Source organism: Brevibacillus sp. NL20B1, assembly GCF_018195675.1.
GTDB classification, from domain to species: Bacteria; Bacillota; Bacilli; order Brevibacillales; family Brevibacillaceae; genus Brevibacillus; species Brevibacillus aydinogluensis.
The window spans coordinates 1-16,972 of sequence record NZ_JAGTPT010000016.1 but is presented as its reverse complement, the minus strand read 5'-3'; the positions used below and the strand labels follow the sequence as shown (position 1 = coordinate 16,972).

Below are 16,972 nucleotides of genomic sequence, written 5' to 3'. Positions count from 1 at the left end.
TCCCCCTAGACGTATCTGACAAGTCTTACCCGCTCATTATAGGGAGCAACGGTGAAAAAACGGTGAAAAGGAAAACGCCTTCCTGATCGATGCCGAAACCATTTTTTCACCCAATTTTCATTGAAAGCGTGTAGTATGGAGAGAGGAATGAGACCAGACACCTTTTCATGTTTTGTGCAAGGAGTGTCTCTTTTGAATATTTTGCTGGCCGAAGACGACATTCGACTGGGTGAATTGATCGCGTACATGCTGAAGAAAAAAGGAGGCTATCAGGTTGAATGGGTGACACAGGGAGACGATGCCCTCGCCTATGCCCTGCAGGCCCACTTTGACATCCTGATTCTGGACTGGATGCTGCCCGGAGAAGATGGGGTGCGCGTAGCCAGCCGATTGCGCCAGCAGGGATACAACGGCGCCATTCTGATGCTGACTGCGCGAGACGCGCTCCAGGATCGCATCGAGGGGCTGGACTCCGGAGCCGACGACTACCTGGTAAAACCGTTTGAAATCGAGGAACTGCTCGCCCGCTTACGCGCGTTGGCCCGCCGCAATTTTGCCCCGATTCAGGAGCAGATCGTGCAGATCCATTCGATCACCGTCAATCTGACCAACCGCACAGTCCATGACGGCGAAAAGGAAATTCACCTGACGCCGCGGGAATACCAGCTGCTGGAACTGCTCATACGCAACAAGGGACAGGTATTGTCGCGAGAGGTGATTTTCGAGCGCATCTGGGGCTTGAATTCCGACGTGTCCATGAAAACGATAGACGCCACCATCAAGTTGCTCAGGAAGAAGCTCAACGGCGAGACGGAGATGATTCAATCCATTCGCGGGGTGGGATACAAACTTGATGACTGACTGGTTCTCGCGCTGCCGTTTTTGGAAAAAGGATCTGTTTGTACATACGCAAAACCGGATGACCGTCCAATACAGCATTTTGCTCATGGTCTTTCTCACTCTGTTTATTGGTATCGTTTACGTCCTCGTCGACATCGGGATTGCGTATGAACAAAAGAGACAGCTGCAGATGATCACCGAACAGGAAGTCAAGCTGATCGAAGAGGCGCTGCGAGACGACGTGCTGAGTCAGGAAGAGTACGACAACCTCAACCGGATGCGGGAAAGCCGGAATCAATTCTTTTACTATGTGGTGGACGCAAACGGACAGCTTTTGTTTGGCGATGAATTCATCCCGCGGGCCAAGTCACAGATCCTGGAGCTTGTCCGGGGATGGATTCCTGCCGCCAACGAAGTCCGGCACGGCACCGTGACGGTTCCGCCTCCGCCCCGGCGAGGCAAGCCGATGCCGCCGACGGACGGACGGCTGGAACTGATGATGACGGGCCGCCCCATTTTTCAGGGCGTACAGATGAAGGGAATCCTCTACACGGGTATCGACATTTCGTTTATCAACCATTTGCTCAAACGGCTGCTCACCGTATTGACGGTCCTGGGCATTTTGTTTTTGGGGATTGCGCTCCTCCTCAGCCATTTCATGTCCAAGCGGGCGATGATCCCGATTCGTCGTTCCTTTCAGCGTCAGCGGGAGTTTGTCGCCGACGCTTCGCACGAGCTGAGGACTCCGCTCAGCATCTTGCAGTCTTCGCTGGATGTATTGGAAATGGAAGAGGGCGAGCAGCTTTCCGCTGTTGGACGAACCGTTCTGGACAACATGAAAGATGAAGTCAGACGGATGACCAAACTGGTGAGTGACTTGCTGACGTTGGCCCGTTCCGACTCCGGCCCCCCCGATCTGCAGTGCGAGTACGCTGACGTGGTCCCTGCTGTCCAACAGATGATCCGCTCCACCCAAACGGTGGCTGCCTCGAAAAAGATCTCCCTGAGACTGGATGCGCCAGCGACGGTGATGGTGTACGGCGATCATGAACGGATCAAACAACTGCTGTACATCCTGCTGGATAACGCCATCAAGTACACTCCCAGCGGCGGAGACATTACGGTCACTCTCTCCGTTGACAACACGGCGAATCCCCCGTCCATGTGCCTCACCGTCCGCGACACCGGCATCGGCATCCCGCCAGAGGAGCAGGACCGCATTTTTGACCGGTTTTACCGGGTCGACAAAAACCGCTCGAAACAAATGGGCGGCACAGGACTGGGGCTGGCAATCGCCAAATGGATTGTGGAAGCCCATCACGGCACGATCACCGTGACGAGCAGCCCCGGACTCGGCAGCAGCTTCACCGTCAAACTCCCGCTGCATTCCCCCAAAACGTAACGGCTGTGTGCATACACAAACAACAAACAAGGGTCCATCACCTTGCTGACACACGCAGCACAGGCTGATGGACCCTCGCTTTTTCCAGCACGACGGCGTCATCATTCCGCTTGGACCCCGACGCCGTCTGTTTCTAGCCGCATCTGACGACAAGAGCTATTTCATGACCAGGTACTGTTCCAAATCCAAATGCAGCAGGTACTCATTCTCTTTCAGAGAAGGGCTGCGGTAAAAGACGACGGAGAATGTGGGATATTCTTCATACGGGATGAGCCTGTATTCCAGAATGTCGCTGAAGTTCTTTTCAAACTTCCGGTCGTGCACGGACTCAATAGACTTTCCGTCAATGCTCAACGGCAGCTCCGCGCACAGGAAACTGAAAATGGAATCGTCCAGGGACGCAATGATCTCGTCCCACTTGGGCTTCTTCTGCTGGAAGAAGTACTCGTACACGTTGACGCCGTACGCATGCGCCCCCAGATCGGTCGTGCACAGGCCGGCGAAGCGGAGCGGATTCACCTCGATTGGAATGAGCTGGCCCGATTTGGAAATCCGCACTTCAAAGTGCATCGGGAATCGGCGGAGCTGCATTTCATGGCCCAACTGCTTCATAAATGTCTCGATTTTGGCCAGGGCCTCCAGCAGCACGCTTTTCCCGGTGAAATAAATCCGGTCGGACGTGTCGGCTTCGTGCGCAAACATGCGCTTGAACACGTTCAGGACGACAGGTTCCCCGTTTGCATCGTAAAACGCATCGACCGCGTATTCCTCTCCCTGAATCCACTCCTCCAGGATAAAGCTGCTGGCGCTCACGACCGACTCGGGATAAATCTCCTTAGCCGCTCTCATGTCCGCCTGCAGCTGCTTGCACATCGCCGGCCATTCGTCCGGCTTTTCCACCAGGTAAACGCCGACGCTGCGAAAGCCTTTTGTCGGCTTGACCACCAGTGGAAACGGAAGTGTCTCCACCGGCAGTCGGAAAATCTCCTCATAGGAACACTCGCGGAAAAAGAAGTCGGGATACAGCTTTCGCAAGGTCTCGCGAAACTTGATCTTGTTTTTAAACAGCTCCGCCTGTTCCATGAGCGGTGTTCCCTTCAGAAGCGGATACACGGACGCCACCGCATACTCGGAATTGCACAACAGCGCAAGGTCGGGATCACGCACACGATCCGCCACCTCGTCCAACTGCCAAATCTCCAGCGTTTTATCCAGCGGAATGCGGATATCCCCGCACTTCACCGCCGGTACGCCCACATTGGCAAGAGTCTGGGACAAGAGCAGAGATACGTACGGCTTATCCAACACCATCATCATGCAGATTGTTCCTCCTTACCCGCATCGCCGCGCACCACAAACTTTTTGACCAACTCATTGAGCTGTTCGGAGGTCGCTTTCATCTGACCGGCAATCTGTCTCATATCAGATTGAATCTCCGTCTGATTTTGAATGTTGCTGCTGATCGTCATCAGAGCCGCCGTCATTTCCGTGATGCTTTCGGTTACCTGCCCCAGATTTTGGGACGAAGCGTCCGTTCCGTCAGCCTGCGCGTCCACATTCGCCTCGAACGTCTTGATCTGCTCCGTGGAACTTTCAATCGACGTTTTGATCTCTTTCATGTGTTCGATCAGCGACATGACATTTTGTTTTTCCCGCAGAATAATCTCGCTCTGCTTGCTGAGCGTGTGGATGGTCTCACTGAGCGAGTTTTGCAGTTCGCCAATAATGCCGTGAATATTGTCCGAACTGTTCTTGGATTCTTCCGCCAGCTTGCGAACCTCTTCGGCTACGACCGAGAAACCTTTGCCGGCTTCACCCGCCCGCGCCGCCTCAATCGAAGCGTTCAACGCGAGCAGATTGGTCTGTGTACTGATGCTGGTCATGGTCGTCACGATGTCGCTGATTCGTTTCATGCTGTCTTCCAGCTGCTTGGCAATGTCAACCGACTTCTTCACTTCGACCTCGATATTGTCCATGCCGGCCAGCGCCTTGTTGGCAACGCCCTCCGAGTTTTCGGACAAGTTCTTGATCTGTGTAATTTCATTGACCAGATGGCCCAACGTGGACAGGTTGTCCCGAGTGGTCGCGGCAATCTCCTCCACCGCCGCGCTCAATTCCTGCGCCACCGCGGAGATGTTGGTGGACTCATTGCTTACGTCGTTGGTTTTGCGGTTGATGCCCTCGATGTACTCGGTACTGGACGCGATGTTTTCCTCCAATTGAATGGAGTAGTCAACAACGGTCGTGGCCGAACGTTTGATGTCGGCGATCATCTTCTCCAATTGGTTCAGGTATTCATTAAATGCGTCGGCCAATTGACGAATTTCATCTGACCCGGATACCTGAATGCGCCCCGTCAGATCTCCGCCGCCCGAGGCGATGGCAACCAGACGGTCGCGTACGTCCGACAGCACGTTCAGACGTTTGGAGATGTATGCGAAAACAATCACAATCCCCACGATGAACATGAAGATGATCAGGCTGATGAGCATCACCTGCTGGTCGGACAATTTTTCAATGTTTTTGACAGGAACCCACAGGAACAAATACCACCCTGTCTCTTCGATCTTGTTGGCAAACACGAGATCGTCCTGATCGGTGTACAGATCGCTGTCTTTCTGTTCGTTTAATACCTTCACCATCCACGCCTTCATGGCAGGATCTTCAATATCGGTTTCCAGCGTATTCTGTTCGTTTGTCTCCACCTGTTTGACTGCGCCCGTCAAGATGTTTTGATAGGAATCAACAACCATGGCGTGCATGCCGTCCGCCAGCGAGAGCGAGTTGGCGATGTCCGCCACACCCGTCAAGGAAATGTCGATGGAGAAGACGCCCTGGAACTTGTCCTGTGCATAAATCGGGATGGAAGCCGTCACCATCATGCCTGTTCCCAATTCGTCCTTGTACGGCTTCGTCCATTTAATCTCCCGGCTGGGGTTGTTTTCGGGCACGGCGATTTGGAAAAATTCATTGGCCATGGATTTGTCGGTCGTATAGGCGCCTTCCTTGTTATCCACGAACGGATAAATTTTTTGGAACTTGTGAACGGTCGTAAAATAGTACCACTGCGATTCGGGAATTGTCTTTTTAATCGTCGCAAACAGACCGTCGAAGCTCTCGGACGCCAAAATCTGCCGCTTTTGCTCAACGGTCAGCGGTCCTTTTTCAATCCGCGCATTCCCGATGTCCGCCTTTGTTTTGGCGACATATTCGTCCAACGCGTACAACCCGTTGCTCATCCGATACTTGCTCTCAAACAACTGGTTGACCAGGTCATCCGGATATCCGCGCAGTTCCTCCAGCTTTTTCTCGTACGAAGAGTTGGCCAGCTTGCTGACCACCCCGATTTTTTCGAACTCTTCCCCGATCAGCTGAATCTTGGACTGCAGGAGGCTGCTTGTTTTGTTGATCTCCTCCTGCTGAATGGTTTGTTTGGAATAACTGATGGCAAATGAGGACAGTCCCAATTGCAGGACGAGAATGATCACAAACAAGAAGAGGACACGGGCTTTTAAACTGCGCAACCGCAACCCGCGCCATTGGAAGTCCCATTTTTTGCTCGTCGCGTTCATGTTTCTACCTCCGATCGTCTGTTGGTTTGAAGTGATATGAAATGGCATCCTAGAACAAACCTGTAACCCCCTTTCGCTCATTCGAAAGGTTGGACTGGCAAAACCGGCTGCCACTAAGCAGACGATAACGGTGGCCGTGGAACCATTTTCCCTTGCTGGAATGTTCACAAAAAAGACTATTCGGTTACCCGAATAGCCGCCATTCCTGAGACTGAGTGAAATAGAGCGCATCGGTTTCGGCAACCCGGCCATCATAGTTTTGACAACCTTAGACCCGAGGCTTTGCGTCCTTATCTTTCGATAAGTTTGCCATTGACGAACCTTGTCGAAAATTAGTGGATTTTAGTGGTTTCTGTAATATATTGTGACTTTTTGTCACATTCATAATATAACGAATTAGGTTACTGGTCAATATTTCCTATGCTGCGAAAGTTGATAGACCTATGGATTTGCAGCGGAATTTCCGGCGGCTTGGGAGTTTTCTCACATAGGATTGATCGATAGAGAGGAGCTTGGTAGGAGGGATGAAGAGATGATGGAATGGGGATTTGAAGTCGACAAAAACATTTTATTGATAAATAAATATCTACAGAAATTACTTTTGGTATAGATAATTTGCGTGGATCAAGTGACGTGTCGCGTGTTTTCATTGAGCAATTCCTCGACATCTGGGCAAAACGAAGGGAACTGCCCCGCGTGATGGGCGTATAAAAACCCCCCCAAACGACTTGTTTGAGGGGGCGGACCGAAGACAAACGGTTCATTGAGTTAGCGTCCACAAAAAATGATTTCCAGGCCGAAAGGCCTGCCCATTCATCAACCGAAGCGGAAGACAATGTGCATCGCGTGGAGGGATGGGCCAAGCGAGCTCCTTTGACGACCTGCTCAGCGGAAAAACGAAGACGCGGGAATCAACAGGGGACACAAGTCTCACTTCCTCGAAATACCCAGATGTTTGTCCCCTGCCCGCGTCTCGTTTTGGAGCGGACTTCATTCGCTTCTGTGCTGGGCGTCAAGCGAGCGAGCGGGCCCGATCTCCCATGCGCCGCGAACTTTGTCTACACGCTGACCCCCCAAACGACTTGTTTGAGGGGGCTGTTCCTTCATAACGATAAAAGAGCGCTCAGCCTAATTTTCCGCCGTGGTAACAGTAATAATGCGCAGCGTGCAGACTTGTAATGGTTCGCAACGATTGCTCCGCTTTTTCCAGATCCAAACAATAATGCGGATTGGCGACGACGAGTTGACCGTTGTCATTCACCGCAGCATCACCGGTAATCACGCTGTTCAGTTCGGGAACATACAGGGAAATGTGCCCGGAAGTATGTCCGGGAGTAGCGATGATTTTACATTGATTGGAAAACAGCATGCCGCCATCGCGCACCACGTGATCAACGGGCACATGTTTCAAACTCTTCAACTGCTGGATGAACCATTTGCCAAATGCCTGTTGTTCCTCAGGCAAATGCTGCAGCAGGTTTTCAGCCTGAATCAATCGCTCTGCTTTGCTTTCACCGCTGATGAACCTGGCTTCCTGTTCACTTGCGATAATCCGTATCCACGGGTATTTTGCTTTAAAATCATACAGTGAGCCGATATGGTCATCATCGTAATGCGTAATGATGATATGTGTGAGATTCTTCGCGTCATAGCCGTTTCTTGCGATCTCGCTTTCGATGAGAGGGAGAAACCCCGGATACCCGGTATCGACCAAAGCCAGTTCATTCTCCGATACGATCAAACTGGGATAGATCACATTGGTTGTGCCATTAAATTCAAACGAAATGCTCAGTTCGACAATCTCCATACGCTTCACCCTACTTTCCATAAGTCCGTATCGTTTATTCCGGGTGATTCCCCGACGCCTCGCCAACCGTATAAGGCGTTGTCACGTTGGGATACGTCAAATGCATCGACATCCCCAACGCCGCATGCTCCAGTATGTGGCAGTGATCCATCCAGATGCCCGGATTGTCGGCGCGGAATGCCACTTCGTAGGTTTCGCCCGGTTCCACGAGGACAGTGTCAAGCACGAGCGGACTGCCCTTGTACGGCTTGCCGTTTCGGCTTAGGACAACAACATGATGTCCGTGCAGATGCATCGGATGCTCCGAAAACGACCGGTTGACGATGCGCGTCTTGACGAGGTCCCCTTCCTCCACCACGAACGTCGGCGTATGCGGAAACACTTCCCCGTTAATGGCCCACAAGTGATTCGAGGAGCCATTGTAATTCCCCAAATAGATCTGGTCCAACACCATGAGAAATTCCCGGTCAAACTTTGCAGTGTCATCAATTGGTGCCGGAGCGGGAGCACCGTATTCCAGCGGGTCCAGGATCGGACCTCCTGCCCGGATGTCGGCTTTCCCCTGCCCGTCTTTACTGAATACAACAACGGCTTGGGATTCCCTCTCATCCAGCGCCAATGTTACCGGATGTTCAGGCATCGTAAATGTCACATCATACCGGCCGCCTCCCCCGATTTTCAGCCGCCGGTCAGTCACCACCCCCGGCTTGTGAATGTCCCAACCGTCAATCGCGGATACTTGGAAAGGCGTCCCATAAAGCGAGAATATTTTCGTATTGCTGGCGCTGTTCATGAGCCGAAGCCTCACCTTCGTACCGGGCTTTATGATTTGGCTTTGAGCGGGGGCTGGCAGATGCAGAACCGCTGTCTCTCCATCCGGCGTTTCCCAGTCGTGAGCGAAAACCGTGACATCGGCTTCCTCGCCGCTCGTCTGACCATTCCCGGCACTGCTCGCATCACTGCGCTTGGGCAGGATAATGAAGGCCCCGAACAGCCCTTTGGCAACCTGGACCGAAGAAACTTGATGGGAATGATACCAATGGCTGCCCGTCTCTTCCACGACAAAGCGATACGTATGGGATTCGCCGGGCATGACGGCATCTTGGGTCAATCCCGCCACCCCGTCTTCCGCGTTTGGAACATCGACGCCGTGCCAATGCAAAGTAACCCCTTGTTCAATATCTTGATTCCGCAGCGTGACTTCCACCAGATCTCCTTCGTGCACCACCAGCTGCGGGCCCGGAACCTGGCCGTTAAATGTCCACGCTTCGACCGTGTGTCCCGATGCGAGCTGGATCGTCTTCTTCTGCGCGACGAGCGTAAAGCGTTTGTCGGGTTGGCCGGTGCGGGGGCCTGTCAAATCGGCGACGCTCACCGCTGCTGCGCTGCCTCCTGCCGGCATGACGGCATGGTGACCGTGATGATCTGACGATACAACGCTCGGAATTTCGGAACCTCCGCCATATTCAAACGTTTCCGGATGAATCATCGCCATGGATTCAGGAAATTTGCTGTTTGCAAGCGACCACTGAAACCACGCCACCAACAGGACAACCGCCGCTGATGCCAACGCGGTTTTTCTCAATACCCGCGCCAGAATCCCCTGGGGGCGGGACCGGATGATCTCTACGCGCCGCCGATGGTACAACCACAGCAGAGCGGCGCATCCCACCAGCACGGCCAGGTACAGCGTGGACTCTCTCACATCCGGGATGGATGGAATATCGAACATTACCAAAGACAGCACCAAGAGGGCCCCGGCTGCCATCGTGTGAATGGATGCCGCGATGAACACCAAAGATTTCGGCGTCATGACCGTGTTCTGCTTCAAGAATGGCAGAGCGCTTCTGGCCACGAAAATAGCCGGCAGAGCCAAGAGCGGCAGCATGACGATAACGCGATCCATGACGAAATACCAGCCTAGCGTGAAATAGGCTATCGTTATGACAATACCCCAGAGGAAAAGCAGGATGAAGCCCGCCCAAACGCCGACTCGCACCGCTTTTCTCCACCGGGAAACACCGGTTTGCCGAAACGAAACGTATTTCAGACGATTCGCCGCAAGTCCGGTCAGCCCCCAGACGATCACAAGCGCCAACAACAGAATAAATTCCAGACCATACAGTGCCTCGAGCACGAAATTGCCTCCTTTACGTCTCCCTCCAGGAGCCCCTTTATACCGTTACCTTGTCATGCCAGTTCACGCGATAATCGTACATCCACGCGAGAGATTGACGGCTCGCCATCTTCAGAAAGAAAGGGAGCATCAAATCGCGGAAAAACACTTGTACCGGATTCGTCGCATGTTTGCGCTGGCCAATGCTTCTCGAATACTTGACGATCTTCTCCACCCGTTCCCGCCGCAACAGCTCAAAGTGCCGGAACGCCTCTCCCAGATTGCCGATGTCCCGGACGCATTTGGCGAGCATCAAGGCATCCTCAAGCGCCAGCGAAGCCCCCTGCCCGGCGTTGGGCGAAGTCGCATGAATCGCGTCGCCGATGAGTACCGCGGGTCCGCTGTACCAGGCGGAGACGGAGATCAGGTCGTAGATCGGATAGACGCCGATGTCGCTTTCCGTCTTGCGAATAATGTCCGGAACGGGCTGAAGTTCGCCTTGGTACAGGTTGCTGATCACTTGACGCCACTCCGCCTGTGGTATGGACATCAATTCTTTTCTCGTCGGCCTGCCCGGATAATCGAGATTACCGAACCAGTAGATTTCTCCGTCCGACTTGACCAGATAACCGAAAAACGCTTTTTTCCCGAATACCATGTGCTGGGTGCCGGGCTCGCGCGGAACATCGACGCCGCGCGCAAAGCCGCCAAAGCTGATCAGGCCCGTGTAATCCGGTTCCGGAGCGTTGGGCAATATCAGCCTGCGCGTGCGGGAATGAATGCCGTCGCAGCCGACCAACAAATCGCCTTCCGCAGAGGTCCCGTCTTCAAAAAAGGCGGTCACCTGACGATCCGTCATCTGCAGATTTGCAAGCCTTTTGCCGAATTCAATCGGGATGCCTTCCTGCAAGGCTGCTTCGCGCAGCACTTTGTGCAAAAATCCCCGTTTCACCGTGAACCCTTGCACTTCTCCGGAACGGTCGCCGATCGTCCCCAGCCATTTGCCGCTGCTGCTGTGAAAACTCATGACGCGCATTTCAATGCCTTCCCTGCGAATGCGGTCGTCTACGCCCAGTTCGCTCAGGATGCGCATGCCGTTGCGCGCCACATTCAGAAACAGGCCGGCGTAATCATCATGATCCGGCTGTGCTTCATAAATGCGCGGTTCGTATCCGGCCCGCCGCAAAAAGATCGCAATCGCAGGTCCAGCAATTCCGCAGCCGATAATCAGCGCTCGCTTGTTTCGCATCGTGTCATTCTCCTCCTTGAACACATTGGTTATTATCTTAAAAATTAAGATATAAGGCCGGAGGTGTCACATTTGCATAAGCGGACGATTTCCTATATCTTAATAATTAAAATATATGCAAAATGCGCTCCGCTTTCCATATCCATATTACGGGGAATGAGAAGCTTCTTGTACCGGCTGCAGCCCGATTTGCTCCCCGACTTTGGTCGGAGATGAAATTGTGATGGGGGGATTGTCCATGAATCGCCGCGAACCGGTTCCACCGGAACTGTACGCTTCCTTGCAGGATGCTTCCCGGAAGCTGTCCACCCAGACCGTGTTTTTCCACCAGGCCGTAGCCAAATCGCTGGGGTTAAACATCACCGATCATAAGTGCCTGAATATTGTGCTGGAGATGGGAAGAGCGACCGCCGGGCAGCTGGCCGAGCTCACGGGACTGACGACAGGCGCCATCACCAGCGTGATCAACCGCCTGGAGAAAGCGGGATTTGTCCGCCGGGCAAAAGATCCCAACGATCTGCGCGTCGTCTATGTCGAACCAATCCCAAGCAACCTTCAACCGCTTCAGGACGTCTTCGCGCCGCTCGGCAAGGCCATGGCCGAGCTGTATTCCCGGTACAGCGCAGACGAACTGCGGCTGATCCTCGACTACCTCGAACGATCCGCGCACATTCTTGCCAGGCAAACGGAGCGGTTGAAGGGATAAAACATCCATCGAAGCGATGAACCGGCGGATGGATAAGCTTTGGATCATTCATGCATCGCTCGGCGCGCACGCCTCAACACACCGAGCGATGTGCAGTCAATAAAAGCTGATCTCTTCATACGTAATGCTGCCGATCCATTCATCAATCGCCCGGATACGCGAAGCGTCAAGACGTTTCATAAAGCCGATCAAATGATTCTGCCAATCGCGCTCCGCCCCTTCCCGCCCCTGGATAATGGTGTAAAGGTCCGCAGCCCCGCCTCGCAACTCTTCATAGAACATGATCTTGCACAAGATCGCCAGTTCCGTGTCACCAAACGATGCGTACAGCGCTTCGTAATCTTCCCCGTACAGGCAGTCGCTCTCCAACAGATCCAGATAATCGTGCAAAGAGAAAAAATGAGACCGGATGAGCCGGACTTTGTCCTCCTTGGACTCGCTGCAGCTGATGTCGTCGAGCAGACGGCGCAGCTGTACATTGCTCATACTGTCTCCCGTTTTCAACGATATAGTGACGGGTTTGATGTCGTCTTCCTTGTCTACTAAGATGACCGTCTGCAGATTCCGATGTTCCGCAGCGTTGACAATTGTCATTTTAGAAATTGCTATTGTCCCCTAAGTTTCTATAGACCTCATGGCTACGACTACAGCAAACTTATAGATATTCTAGAATTTGCATTAGACTAGAGGGGATCGGATACATAACTACAAAAACTTCCATAAGAGGAGATCAGGCATTTTTGCTAAGAGATAAGATATAGAAATGACTATTTACAAAATTCAAAAAAAGATGTATTTTTTTGGTATAGGAGGTGATAGTCGGAATATTTTTGTAATAATTTCTTATTAAAATCGTATAAAAAGGAGAGATGTACATGAAGAAAATCATTGGACTTTTCCTCTTTGCATCGGTTGTCATGGCATCATTGACTCCTACTGCATTTGCGTATACAAAACCTTCTGGCAACTATTGCGGAGCTGATGACAAAACACCAGGTTCTTCTAGTACGAAAATTCAATATTTTAAAATTCCTTACGAAGTAGAGTATTCTGGTGATACATCTAGTATTACTCCACTACTTTTAGACAAGTGGGTTTATAGCGGTGAGTCAAAAGCATGCGGACTTCCTTTTACTGTCGAATCGTACACAAATAATTACTCACAAACTGTAAATTACACGTTCACCGCAAAGGCATCTAAATCAACGACGTATAATACTAGTGTGAACGCAAATTTTTTGGATGCATTCAATGCAACAATGGGATACCAAGCAACAAATACTGTTGAGAGATCTTCGCAGTTCTCCGTTCCAGTTAAACCATACACAACGGTTACTTTAAAGGCGTCACCTTCCCTAGCAATCATAAAAGGCACATGGAAATACCTTACTGGCTCAAAATACGTTGAGGTCTATTACCCAACACATCTAAGATGGATAACCGAATAATTATAAGAAGGAGGGGCTCGAAGTGAGGCCCCTATCTTCTATGCCCTGCCTGATGTGAATAGTTGAAGCATAATTATAGAGTTGGGGCGTGCAAGTTGCCGATATGTGTAAGAAGGGAGACAATTTATGATGTCTAGAAAGTTTTTTTTCGTCACATTGTTGGCAGTATCATGTTTATTATCTTCATGTACTCAGGAAGTATCGACCCAAGAATTCTATGTAGTGAAGAATGAAGGTAGTTATGAATCATACTGGGATAATAGTTATCAAAATTTGTTTATCTTAAATCTTGCCTTTAATCACTCTCCTGATTTAGAACTAAATCAAAGCGATATAGAGTCAATAGAGTTACTACCTCATACCGATTTAGTGAAGATTGAGAAGTTTATCATTGAAGAAAATCCCCCTCAAGGGACATTAAAACAAAAAGCATTGTTTGTTCATCTTTTGTCACAAAGAACTGGTACACATACTTTTAACCAGATAGCTTTTCATACGAAATATGGTAGAAAGGTTATGGAGTTGGGGAATATTAATATAAATGTACATAAAGGTGTGTTTTCCGGAGTCATGCCTTTAGGAAAAAATATAGGAGTCTTTCCAGTATCAACACCATTGACAATTTTCCCAAGAAACGACAATGATTACCCTGTTATTATTAAAGGCATATTATTACATAATCCTTATATTACATATGACCGAAGTGACATAAAAATCTTAGTCGATAATAAAGAAGTGCCGCTGCCAACAGATGGGGTCAAGCTAAATCCAAAAGAACAGTTACAATTGACCGTGTATTGGAAAGTAAATTTTCCGCCTAACCAAATCATCAATATTGAGGCAAGACCTTTATTAATTAGTGAGCGTCAAGGCAACATTGAATATGCAGATATTCCAAATATGATCTTTCGAAACGATTTCAAGCTTCCTGCAAATTAAAGCATAAGACCACCATTCAATAGCTTGAGAAACCTTATTCTACCATTTCTGGTTGCTTGATCACCCCCAAATCTAAGATTTTTGAGAAATAGTTGCTACAAAAGTTGTGCATCTACAGTAATCTGATATTGAGCCATTTTCAAAAAACCTCTCTCTTCCTTGAATGTGGTCTCGTCAACTCACTACCGAGTTTTTTGATATGGCTCCCTTATTTTTAGAGAATCCCTTGTTGTCTTGTCTACGGAAGGATTCTAAGCGGCTTTGCTCATCTTTCGGACCTTGAAAGTTGATGGCAAAATTCACCTTGTATAATGGATACAGTTCCTCAAGGGTGGTCAGCTCAACCTCTCATCCTGCACGGGTGAGAACTTGTGACGAGCCAATCAGCTTAATAATCTCTTTCAGATTGTCGCAATGCTGCGTATTAAAAGAAAAAGTAGATCACCTGTCAGCCTGGTGATCTACTCCGCAGCTAACAATTGTCCTCTCGCTTGTGGAGGACAGACTGCAGGTGTAGCAACACCTGCGGTCCTTTATATAATACACAGGATTATTTTCCATAAACAACAACAAGTAAAACCCTTTCGTACATAAACATAAAATTAATTCCGTTTCATGGGAGTTAACAAGTTTTTTGCTCAGTCGCCCTCTGGTGCTTTTTCGATTTTTTTCACCCGTGCGCCGTGCATTAACCCGTTTCTGCATTATGTCTTTACGCACGGGGAATGTCAGCACGCCGCTTCGCCAAGCTCGAATCTGCAAGCCGGCCCCATCAGCCGGAAGAAGGGTTGTTCCGCCAATACTTGTTGACCGCTTCAGAACCAATCGTTCCGAACCATGCTTCCCTATCATAGGGGCAAACGAATTTCGCCAGTCCCCCGTTTCCCGGAACGCTAGTCAAACACGTGCGCCTTCGCCCAATGCTTGCCGCCATCCACCGTCGTGTACATGACGGTCGGTTCCTTGGAATCCGAGCAGATCAACCACCCCTTGTTCCCGTCTTCAAAGGCCAACAGCATATCCCCAAATCCAGGGAACGATTCCGTCCCCTTTTCCACCGTTTTGCCGCCGTCCTTCGTCCACCCGATCGTATTGGGCAGATCGCACGCCATGCAACGTCCGCCCATGAAGGCGATGTCGGGATTGACCACGTACAAGGGGCCTGGCGCGGAACCGTCAATCGTCGGGCCGCCGGGATAATCGGCGGGGAATCCCGGAGCAGGTCCACCGCCTGCCGTCGACTTCGCGATTACGGTCTGCCAGTGCCGTCCGCCATCCGTGGTGTGAAACAGGGAATAGGAGGTTTGGTTCATGCCGTATCCCCCGATGCACTGAATCCAGGCGTCATCTTTTCCGGCCGAACGGATGACCGCACCGCTGAGCAGGGCAACCGTTTCGCGCTTCATCACCGCGCTCCACGACTGGCCTCCGTCGACGGTTCGCATCACCTGAAAGACGCCGTTCTCCTGCGTCACCGCCCACCCATTCGCTTTGTCGTGAAAATAGGCATCGCCTGTCAGCTGCTTCGGAACCGGGAGCGGCTTCCACGTTTTTCCCCCGTCCGTCGTCCGCCAATGGGCGACAAAGCCCTCCTGGCCGGACACAAAATGGAGAAATCCCGGCTGCGGCACCTTGCCCACAAGCGACCAGTGCTTGCCGCCGTCCTTGGTGTGATACAGGAGGCGTTCACCGTCGGCCGCCCCATCCCGGGCCACGGTCGCCCACGCCAGCTGGTGGTTCAGCGCAAATACCTGTTCCACCGCACCTTCTACTTGATGCTGGACGCGCCAGCTCTTTCCTGCGTCGTCGGTCCGCGCGATCCACCCTTTGCCGCCGACCCAGCCCGAGCGGAAATCCGCCAACCGCACGGCTGTCACGTTTCCCAGCTTGGCAGGTGTCGTAGCGGATGGAGCGGAATTCTCCCCGCTTCCCCCCGGCGATGGTTCCCCTGTCGCGGAAGACGCCGATCCCTGAGTGGAACCAGCCTGGGAGTTCGTATCGGACGGTTGCTCCGCCGCGGGGGTCGGCACCTCATTGGAGCCGGAACACCCCGCGAAGATGCCCAGAAGCACCGCCAGGATGATCGCAAACGCGCGTCTGTATGCATATGTCAAAATGATCACTCCCTGTTACTGTCTGAAACCCATCACCCATAAAAGCTGCTTCAATAACTTTGACGCAATGTTCCCCAAAATATTTCAACCAATTTCAGGGAGTGAGTGCAGGTGCAAACGGGAGGTTACCAAGCGGCTTCACATCGCTCAACTATCGGACCTCACAATTCCATGGTATAATTTACCTTGTACAATAGATATGGCTCCTCAAGGGTGGTCGGCTCACCTCTCATCCCACGCGGGAAGGGGGTGAGAACATGACAGTGTACGAGGCAATCAGCCTGATGATCTCTTTCGGATTGTTGATTGTCGCATTGCTGTCGTTCCCAAAGAAAAAGTAGATCACCCTTGAGTTTGGCAACCGGTGATCTACTCCACTGTAAACAATGAGCCGCCCCCCTTGTGGGGAACGTCTATTGTACAGACCGTAGGTGTAGCAGCACCTGCGGTCCTTTTTATGATGCACAAGATCCTGTTCACATATTATACCATAAACAACGGCAAGTAAAACCCCCACGTGTGGGGGATGATCGCTTGTTTAGCGGTCGGATTCCGAGCGGCCTCCCTTCGCTCCGCTCGGCCTTCGCCCCCTCCGTCCGTTCGGACTTGCAAGTTCGGCTCCCTGCTCGCCTGACGCAAAAATAAAAAGCACCTCAAGGGTGCTTTTATTTTTGCGTATGGTGGAGGCGGGGGGATAATCGGAATCCTCCCTTTCCTTTGCTCGCTTCGCTCGCTTGTTTAGCGGTCGGATTCCGAGCGGCCTCCCTTCGCTCCGCTCG

General features: G+C 51.5%; 13 protein-coding genes and 1 riboswitch. Of the genes, 6 read left to right on the top strand and 7 right to left on the bottom strand.

The features are described 5' to 3' along the window. The first annotated feature begins 192 nt into the window (after positions 1-192). Together KDN35_RS12220 and KDN35_RS12215 are read left to right on the top strand one after the other, a co-directional pair. Complete coding sequence (locus tag KDN35_RS12220) at positions 193-861, top strand: response regulator transcription factor (RefSeq protein ID WP_171566300.1); 669 nt, start codon at positions 193-195, stop codon at positions 859-861. A gap of 58 nt (positions 862-919) precedes the next feature. Further along, complete coding sequence (locus KDN35_RS12215; protein WP_249179072.1) at positions 920-2,242, top strand: sensor histidine kinase; 1,323 nt, start codon at positions 920-922, stop codon at positions 2,240-2,242. Between the two features lie 156 nt (positions 2,243-2,398). Here the strand turns inward: KDN35_RS12215 and KDN35_RS12210 are convergent, their stop codons facing one another. From KDN35_RS12210 to KDN35_RS12190, 5 genes are all read right to left on the bottom strand, one after another. Next, positions 2,399-3,559: an ATP-grasp domain-containing protein gene (locus tag KDN35_RS12210; RefSeq protein WP_212132816.1), complete on the bottom strand. Its 1,161-nt coding sequence runs from the start codon at positions 3,557-3,559 to the stop codon at positions 2,399-2,401. Next, complete coding sequence (locus KDN35_RS12205; RefSeq protein ID WP_171566303.1) at positions 3,556-5,814, bottom strand: methyl-accepting chemotaxis protein; 2,259 nt, start codon at positions 5,812-5,814, stop codon at positions 3,556-3,558. The genes KDN35_RS12210 and KDN35_RS12205 overlap by 4 nt, the downstream gene beginning before the upstream one ends. 235 nt (positions 5,815-6,049) lie before the next feature. Beyond that, positions 6,050-6,135: riboswitch (cyclic di-GMP riboswitch) on the bottom strand. 802 nt (positions 6,136-6,937) lie between these two features. Then, a complete protein-coding gene (locus KDN35_RS12200; protein WP_171566304.1) occupies positions 6,938-7,621 on the bottom strand; it encodes an MBL fold metallo-hydrolase in 684 nt (227 codons plus the stop codon). A gap of 34 nt (positions 7,622-7,655) precedes the next feature. Beyond that, positions 7,656-9,758 carry a multicopper oxidase family protein gene (locus tag KDN35_RS12195; protein ID WP_212132815.1) on the bottom strand — a complete coding sequence of 701 codons (2,103 nt, stop codon included), beginning with the start codon at positions 9,756-9,758 and terminating at the stop codon, positions 7,656-7,658. A gap of 37 nt (positions 9,759-9,795) precedes the next feature. Beyond that, positions 9,796-10,986, bottom strand: coding sequence for an FAD-dependent oxidoreductase (locus KDN35_RS12190; protein WP_171566306.1), 1,191 nt, complete (start codon positions 10,984-10,986; stop codon positions 9,796-9,798). Positions 10,987-11,224: 238 nt separating this feature from the next. Here KDN35_RS12190 and KDN35_RS12185 point away from each other — a divergent pair, with 238 nt between their 5' ends. Next, a complete protein-coding gene (locus KDN35_RS12185) occupies positions 11,225-11,692 on the top strand; it encodes a MarR family winged helix-turn-helix transcriptional regulator (protein ID WP_212132814.1) in 468 nt (155 codons plus the stop codon). 96 nt (positions 11,693-11,788) lie between these two features. On the opposite strand, the gene KDN35_RS12180 is transcribed toward KDN35_RS12185, so the two are convergent. Next, positions 11,789-12,286, bottom strand: a complete 498-nt coding sequence (locus KDN35_RS12180) for a hypothetical protein (RefSeq protein WP_212132813.1) — start codon at positions 12,284-12,286, stop codon at positions 11,789-11,791. Positions 12,287-12,567: 281 nt separating this feature from the next. On the opposite strand from KDN35_RS12180, the gene KDN35_RS12175 reads away from it, so the two are divergent. Then, positions 12,568-13,140: a hypothetical protein gene (locus tag KDN35_RS12175; RefSeq protein WP_171566309.1), complete on the top strand. Its 573-nt coding sequence runs from the start codon at positions 12,568-12,570 to the stop codon at positions 13,138-13,140. A gap of 129 nt (positions 13,141-13,269) precedes the next feature. Next, the gene (locus tag KDN35_RS12170; protein WP_171566310.1) at positions 13,270-14,079 is read left to right on the top strand and encodes a hypothetical protein; all 810 of its coding nucleotides are present in this window, start codon (positions 13,270-13,272) and stop codon (positions 14,077-14,079) included. Between the two features lie 893 nt (positions 14,080-14,972). On the opposite strand, the gene KDN35_RS12165 is transcribed toward KDN35_RS12170, so the two are convergent. Then, positions 14,973-16,193, bottom strand: coding sequence for a beta propeller repeat protein (locus tag KDN35_RS12165; protein ID WP_171566311.1), 1,221 nt, complete (start codon positions 16,191-16,193; stop codon positions 14,973-14,975). Positions 16,194-16,450: 257 nt separating this feature from the next. Between KDN35_RS12165 and KDN35_RS20205 the strand changes: the two genes are divergently transcribed. Then, positions 16,451-16,534, top strand: a complete 84-nt coding sequence (locus KDN35_RS20205) for a putative holin-like toxin (RefSeq protein WP_256379891.1) — start codon at positions 16,451-16,453, stop codon at positions 16,532-16,534. Positions 16,535-16,972: the final 438 nt, after the last annotated feature.